The organism is Corynebacterium sp. HFH0082, from assembly GCF_000411235.1.
Taxonomy (GTDB): Bacteria; Actinomycetota; Actinomycetes; order Mycobacteriales; family Mycobacteriaceae; genus Corynebacterium; species Corynebacterium jeikeium_D.
In genome coordinates this window covers 714605-721567 of sequence record NZ_KE150404.1, presented here as the reverse complement: position 1 = coordinate 721567, position 6963 = coordinate 714605, and the positions used below count along the sequence as shown (strand labels likewise).

The 6963-nt window shown below is 60.4% G+C and carries 6 protein-coding genes; all 6 read left to right on the top strand.

Features of this window, described 5'->3' with window-relative positions; translation table 11 throughout:
* The first annotated feature begins 507 nt into the window (after positions 1-507).
* Genes HMPREF1206_RS03010 through HMPREF1206_RS02985 form a run of 6 tightly spaced genes read left to right on the top strand, consistent with a single transcriptional unit; the run spans position 508 to position 6593 of the window.
* On the top strand, positions 508-3414 hold the full coding sequence (locus HMPREF1206_RS03010) for a DUF4040 family protein (protein ID WP_042389066.1): 2907 nt from the start codon (positions 508-510) through the stop codon (positions 3412-3414).
* Positions 3411-3893 (top strand): sodium:proton antiporter, encoded by a 483-nt coding sequence (locus tag HMPREF1206_RS03005; protein WP_016421917.1) that lies wholly within the window; start codon positions 3411-3413, stop codon positions 3891-3893. Before HMPREF1206_RS03010 ends, HMPREF1206_RS03005 begins: the two co-directional genes overlap by 4 nt.
* Positions 3894-3916: 23 nt before the next feature.
* The gene (locus tag HMPREF1206_RS03000) at positions 3917-5458 is read left to right on the top strand and encodes a monovalent cation/H+ antiporter subunit D family protein (RefSeq protein ID WP_042389063.1); all 1542 of its coding nucleotides are present in this window, start codon (positions 3917-3919) and stop codon (positions 5456-5458) included.
* On the top strand, positions 5458-5940 hold the full coding sequence (locus tag HMPREF1206_RS02995) for a Na+/H+ antiporter subunit E (protein WP_016421915.1): 483 nt from the start codon (positions 5458-5460) through the stop codon (positions 5938-5940). Before HMPREF1206_RS03000 ends, HMPREF1206_RS02995 begins: the two co-directional genes overlap by 1 nt.
* A complete protein-coding gene (locus tag HMPREF1206_RS02990; RefSeq protein ID WP_005511667.1) occupies positions 5937-6227 on the top strand; it encodes a monovalent cation/H+ antiporter complex subunit F in 291 nt (96 codons plus the stop codon). The genes HMPREF1206_RS02995 and HMPREF1206_RS02990 overlap by 4 nt, the downstream gene beginning before the upstream one ends.
* A gap of 24 nt (positions 6228-6251) precedes the next feature.
* The gene (locus HMPREF1206_RS02985) at positions 6252-6593 is read left to right on the top strand and encodes a monovalent cation/H(+) antiporter subunit G (protein ID WP_016421914.1); all 342 of its coding nucleotides are present in this window, start codon (positions 6252-6254) and stop codon (positions 6591-6593) included.
* The last annotated feature ends 370 nt before the right edge of the window (positions 6594-6963 follow it).

Below are 6963 nucleotides of genomic sequence, written 5' to 3'. Positions count from 1 at the left end.
ATTTTTGTCATAAACGCAGTCAGTAACTCGCATCAATCCAACACCACCTGTCATAAACGCAGTCAGTAACTCGGTTCGACACCCCGTCCATCACTCGTACCTATGTATTTTCACTACTGGATCCGCAGAGCCTTTCCCCGCTCCCCCAAATGCCCCTTTCACCCCGCGTGGAGCATTTTCGTGGCTGTTAGTCTGTAGAAGTACGAACCTTTTTAACAGCAATGTGAAAGTAGCCCCCAAGTGACGCACCTGGCAACAGCTCTGGCATCAGCCAGCCCCTTTACAGCCAGTCCGCCGTCGGCGACCGCACCACCAGACCAGACATTGGCTTCTGAGTTTGCGTCCGGCGGCGTATCGGCAACATTGAATTCTTTAGATTCCATTCTTTCTGCCCCGGCAACGATTACCCCCCAAGCAAGCAGCTCCGCAGAGCACGCAACAACGCTCGCAGCTCAAGCAGCTCAAGCAGTCCAAGCCACCCAAGCAGCCCAAACCTCCGCCAACAGCCTGACCCTCCTTTCGGTCCCGCTGTTGGTCGCGGTTGCCCTGGCGCTGACCCCGCTGTTTGTGAAGCTCCTTGGTCGTCACGCAGGCTGGCCCATCGTCGCGTTTTTTCTCGCGTCGGTGGTCCAGCTTTCGCGTGTAACGGGCGATATTCTCGACGGCACCACCTTCACCTGGTCCCGCGTCTGGTCCCCGGAACTGAACGCGGCGTTTGCGCTGAAGCTCGATCCCCTCTCCATGGTGTTCAGCTTCTTGGCGCTGTTGGTGGGCTCGATAGTCTTCATCTACTCCACCGCGTATTTGCCGCCGAAGAAATCCGCGATGAGCTTCTACGTCTTGATGACGGCGTTCATGCTGGCGGTTTTGCTCCTCGTGCTTGCCGACGACATCATGCTCCTCTTCATCGGGTGGGAGCTGGTCTCGATGGCCTCGTTCCTGCTCATTGCAAGATCGGGCTCGTCGGGCGAGCTGGGCTCGTTGCGCACACTCCTGCTGACCTTCACCGGTGGCCTGCTGCTTCTGGCCGCCCTCGGCGGTGCGGTGTGGCTAACCGGCTCCACGAACCTCACCGAGGTTTTGGCTTCGCCTGAGTGGGAGGCCAACCCGGCAGCGCGCAGCCTCATTGCCGCGCTGGTGGCCCTGGGCGCTTTCACGAAGGCAGCCCAGTTCCCCTTCCACGCCTGGCTTCCAGAGGCCATGGCGGCGGCAACTCCCGTCTCGGCTTTCTTGCACGCTGCGGCCGTCGTCAAGGCGGGCGTTTACCTGCTGATGCGTTTTTCCACGGTCTTCGCGGACGTGCGCGTGTGGCAGTTGCTGCTGATTGTCATGGGTATGTGGACGGCTGTTGCCACGGCCTACTTTGCGCTGCAGCAGACTGACCTGAAGAAGCTGATTGCGTACTCGACGGTCTCGCAGTTGGGTTGGATTGTCGCCACGATTGGTGTGGGCACGAAGTTCGCGATTATGGCTGCGGTTGTGCACACCATTGCGCACGCGATGTTTAAGTCTTCGCTGTTCATGATGGCTGGTGTGGTTGATCACCAGGCAGGCACGCGCGATATTCGTCGCCTCGGTCCGCTGTGGAAGCAGATGCCGTGGAGCTTTGGCTCGATGATTTTCGGTGCGGCATCGATGGCGGCAATTCCGCCGTTCTTCGGCTTCATGTCGAAGGAAGGCATGCTGACCGCATTCGAAGGTGCGCCGCTCAGCAACACCGGTGTCGTCATTCTGCTGACGGTGGCGGCGATTGGTGCGATTGGTACTTTCGCGTACTCGGCACGTTTGGTGTTCGGTGCATTTGTGGATGGTCCGCGCAATGTTGACCACATCACTGAGGCTCCAATTTCGCTGTGGCTCCCGGCTGCCATCCCTGGCGTGCTTAGCCTTCCAGCCGCCTTCGCTGCCGGCGCTATTTTGAACCGCCCGCTGGACCGCGTGGCCGATACGGTCGGTCAGCTTCCGGCTGGCACGACTCAGGAATCACACTTGAGCCTGTGGCACGGCGTGAATGTGCCGCTGATTATCTCTGTGATTGTGCTGGCTGTCGGCGTGGGCTTCATCTTCACTCGTGCCCGCGTAGGCGCCGTCATGGCAGACCGCAAGCTCTTCCCGTTCACCGGCGTGGAGGCAATCAACGCGTCGCTGAGCGTCTCGCAGCGTGTGGGGCGCGCGATGGGCAAGGTGGCGCGTTCGCATCAGCCATCGCGTCACCTGTTGCCGCTGCTTGGTTTGCTCGCGGTGTACGCCCTGGTTATTGCAATCGCTCCGGGTGTCGGCGGCGCTCCGGTGCTGCCGAAGATCGACGGCATCGACCACCTGACCGACCTGATTCCGCTGGTCGTTGTCGTGATTGGTGTGTGGGCCACGCTTCGGGCGAAGAACCGCTTGCAGGCGGCTGTGCTGCTCGGCGTCACCGGTGTTGGTGTCACGCTGCAGATTCTCCTGCTGGGCGCACCGGATGTGGCCTTGACGCAGTTCATGGTGGAAATCCTGACTGTCGTGCTGATGATGCTGGTGCTGCGCTTCCAGCCGCGTGCGTTCTCTGAGACCTCGAAGAACCGCCGTGCCTCGGCGGCGGTTGTGGCAGTTGCCGTGGGCTTGGCTACGTTCGGCGCGGTGTGGTTCCTCACTGGCCGTCGTCAGATGCCTGAGGTCGCGCAGTGGTACATCGACAACACTGAGAAGGTCACGGGCGAAACCAACATTGTCAATGTGATCCTGGTTGAGTTCCGTGCTTTCGATACGATGGGTGAGCTGGCGGTTCTCGGTATGGCGGGTGTCGCGATGGCGGCGGTTGTCACGTCGATGCCTCGCTTCCCGCACCTGCTCGATCAGCCTTCCCCGCTTGCGGAGCCCGCTCTGAACTCCATCATGATGCGTTGGCTGGTGCGCTGGTTGGCTCCGCTTCTGTTCGCCCTGTCCGCTGTGGTTCTCTACCGCGGCGGTACCGCTCCGGGCGGCGGCTTCAACGCGGCGCTGATTGGTGCCGCTGCCGTCATGCTGATTTACCTGTCCAAGGACCGCGACGAGCTGGTCTTCGGCAAGAAGATCCCGGTGGCGCTCAGTGCTGCGGGTGTCATCACGGCTATCGGCACGGGCTTCGTCGGATTCGCCAAGGGGTCGTTCTTGGCACCGTTGTACGGCGAGTTCCTGGGGCAGCACCTCACCACGGCATTGCTTTTCGACGTCGGCGTGTACCTGGCCGTCATCGGCATTGTGGCAACCGCGCTGAATCTCCTGGGCGGCCCGAACCGTCCTGGTGTGACCGGGTCGGACGATGTGATGCAGGATCTCTACTCAGACCGCTCGAGCTTGCGGGTGCCGCCGGAGATGGGCGTGTTCGCCTCAGAAGCGGAGAGCGCCTCCGCCCCCGCCCCAGCTCATGCCACCGTTGAGGAGGCTAAGAAGTGATTATCGCCATCATGGCTGCCGTCCTCGCAGGCGGTGGCACGTACCTGGTGCTACAGCGCGGCATGCTGCGCACCATCATCGGCATGACTCTGATTTCCCATGCCGCCAACCTGATTATTTTGTCCACGGGTGTCGGCGCCTGGCGTGGCGAGCCGCTGCTGGGCAACGAGGCTACTGCGGGCGCTGGCGCTGCCGAGCAGATGGCTGACCCGCTGCCGCAGGCATTCGTGCTGACGGCCATCGTGATTACCATGGCCGTCACCGCGTTCATGCTGGCTCTGTCTGGTTTGGGCCGCGATGACGACACTCGTATCCATGAGGACCGCGAGGCTATGCGACAGCTGTCGACGGCTGGTCGTCGTGCAGGTAAGCACATTCCGGCTGACTCGGACTCCACGGTCACCGGCACCCCAGGGGTCTCTCCGGCTCCGAATAAGTTCCCGCGCGAGACCCCATTCGGCGGTGACGAGAAATGGTAGAAGCCTCTGCAATGACCTCTGCAATGTCCACTTCAACTCTGTCTTCGCTACTGCCGCTGTTTGCGGCACTGCCGCTGATTCTGTCGGCGGTCGCAGCCATCCTGCCGAAGCTGTGGATGCGCGCGACGATGGGCATCGCCGTTCCGGCACTATCGTCGCTGGCTGCGTTTTGGGTGATGTTCTACGTCACTGAAAACGGCCCGGTCGGCCACGGTGTGGGCGCGTTCCCCGGTGGTATCTCGATTCCTTTCTTGGCGGACACGTTCTCCATGCTGATGCTGGGTGTGGCCGCGGCTGTGGTTGCCATCGGTAACTGGTTCGCCCACGTCGCGGGCGAAAACACTTCGCGGTTCTTCCCCTCCCTGACGCTGATGATGTTGTCCGGTATGTCGGGTGCTTTCCTGACTGCCGACCTGTTCAACTTCTTCGTGTTCATGGAGGTCATGCTGCTTCCCTCCTACGGCCTAATTGCGGTCACCGGTACCTGGCACCGCCTGGCTGCTGGTCGTAGCTTCGTGCTGGTCAACCTCTTGACCTCCACGGTGCTGCTGATTGGTGTCGCGCTGATTTACGGCTCGGCGGGCAATGTGAACATCGCAATGCTGGCGGACATGGCCAGTGAGGGCGGCCCTGGCGGCACGGGTGTGGTCGCACTCGGCATTGTCATCATTGCGCTGTGCGTGAAGGCTGGTTTGGTTCCGGCGCACACATGGCTGCCGAGGACGTACCCGTCGACAAGCCCTGCGGTGATGGCACTGTTCTCTGCGGTGCATACGAAGGTTGCGGTGTACATGCTCTTCCGCATTTACGTCGTGATTGTGGGCATGAACCCCTCCTGGCACTGGCCGATCATTATCATCATGGCGATCTCGATGCTGGTCGGCGCATTTGCTGGTCTCGCGGAGAACACCATGCGTGAGGTGCTGGCCTACCAGATGGTCACGGGTATGCCGTTCATTCTGATTGTGCTGGCATTCACGGATGCTAACGACGGGGGCGGCGCCAAGGCTGCGCTGGCTGCGGGTATTTTCTACGCAATCCACCACATGGTGACTGTCGGCGCCCTCATTCTGGGCTCCGGCGCGGTGGAAGAGACCTACGGTACGGGTACGCTCTCCAGGCTTTCTGGGCTTGCTCGCCGCGACCAGGCGGTCGCCTGGGTGATGGCGGCAATGAGCTTCTCCATTGTGGGCTTCCCGCCGTTTTCCGGCGTGTGGGGCAAGGTGGGCATTGTCTTTGCCTCTGCCGCTACTGGCGATGCCCGCTCGATCGTTGCGATTACCGCAATCATCGTGGCCTCGCTGGGCTCGCTGCTGGCCATGATTCGCCTGTGGCGCGCGGTCTTCTGGGGCCGACCGATGCAGGGTGTGGATGATTCTGTTCGAGTTCCGGGAACGCTGGTTGCGCCGTCCGCCATGCTGGCAATTGTTTCCGTGGCCATGTTCGTCGCGGTCGGCGCCGTCACTTGGGCGACCACCGGCGCGGCCGATGCGCTGCTGAATATTGATGGCTACCGCGAGGCCACACTCGGCGGAGTTGAAAACGCCATCGGAGGTATTTACTGATGAAGTTTCTACACGTTATCCGCTATTCCCTCTGGCTGGTCTGGCAGGTTGTTGTAGCTGCGACGGACGTGGTGCTCGATACTCTGCGCCCGAACCAGAAGCAGCAGCCGGTGCTCATTGGACTGCCGCTGCGTGTGAAGTCTGACCTTGAGGTCACTCTCTTTGCCGAGTCCATCACCATGACCCCGGGCACGCTGGTCTGCGGCGTCCGTGAAACCGATGCGGGACGGTTGTTTATCATCCACGCGATCTTCGGTGCCGACCTGGACGCGCTGTACGACTCCCTCTACGACATGGAGGAGCACCTCGTCCCCCGCCTCCGCGATGTCCCCCGCCCGAAGGCATTTGTCTTCGAGGAATACAACGCAGACCAGTTCATTGACCCGGATGCCGTCGTCGGTGTTGCCGCTGAGGTCGACCATGGTCTGCCACTGCCGGATGGCATTGCCTCCAATGGCGAAGACAAAGGAGCACGCTCATGAATGACACATTGATCGATCCCACCGCAGTACAGGTAATTAGCGGCATTGGCATTGCTCTGTGTTCAGTGGCGCTGCTTGTGGGCGTGGTGCTGATCTTCCGGGTCAAGGGCAATGTCTCACGCGCAGTGCTTTCCGACGCCGCCTTCTACCCCATGGTGGGAGTGTTCCTCACAACTGCCATGCTGCGGACTACAGCCATTACTTTCGATATTGCAATGCTGGCGGGCTTGCTTGGCATTTTGTCGACCGTGGGCCTGGCCCGAGTTATTTCCCGTGGCCGCCGCTAAGACCGATTAAGGACGAATCGCACTATGAGTATCGCTTCAATCCTTGTAACTATCTTGTTTGCCGTGCTGGTCATTGGCGGATCTCTGTACCTGCTCCTGGCGGGCGTGGCCATGTGGCGCTCTAAAGATGCCCTGAGCCGGTTGAACCAACTTTCCGCCGGAATCATGGTGGGCATCCCCGCGCTGGTGATTGCCAACTTGGTCTTAGAGGCCGACCAGGGCGATCTGACGTGGGGCAAAACCCTCACCGCCATTCTGGCCATTGTTGCTGTCCTGGTCGTCGCTACCGTCGCCTCCGAAGTACTTGGACGCGCGGTGCTGGGTGCCCGTGACGGCTCCGCTGAGGACTACGTCCCGGAGCGGTAGCTAGCGGCGCGGGAAACGTCCTGAACACACCGTTAGCGGCCAGTTTCACAGCGACCCCTCAGCGCGCTCCGACACCCCCTTTAGGCCACCCGGCCTACCCAAAAGGGGGTATATTTCCCCACACTTTTGGCCTCCCACAATGTGATGTACCTCTCATGGGCTATGGCCCGCTCGTTAACCCCGCTTATGCCCCTAAATTGAGTGGCAGTTTTTGCCATTTACTAAACTTTGGTTTCCCTTACTTAGGGAACCCTTAGTTATCATTTGTGATGAATTTGCCGTTTGCCTGCACCTTTGTGACACCAAGAACAAAACAATCAATGCAATCCCGGTAAATTTTAAGAAAACAACGCTTTTGTCATCCGATATT

Bases quoted from the DNA above. Each gene is read 5' to 3' on its own strand.
- HMPREF1206_RS03000 (WP_042389063.1), top strand. From the start codon at position 3,917: ATGTCCACTTCAACTCTGTCTTCGCTACTGCCGCTGTTTGCGGCACTG.
- HMPREF1206_RS02995 (WP_016421915.1), top strand. From the start codon at position 5,458: ATGAAGTTTCTACACGTTATCCGCTATTCCCTCTGGCTGGTCTGGCAG.
- HMPREF1206_RS02990 (WP_005511667.1), top strand. From the start codon at position 5,937: ATGAATGACACATTGATCGATCCCACCGCAGTACAGGTAATTAGCGGC.
- HMPREF1206_RS02985 (WP_016421914.1), top strand. From the start codon at position 6,252: ATGAGTATCGCTTCAATCCTTGTAACTATCTTGTTTGCCGTGCTGGTC.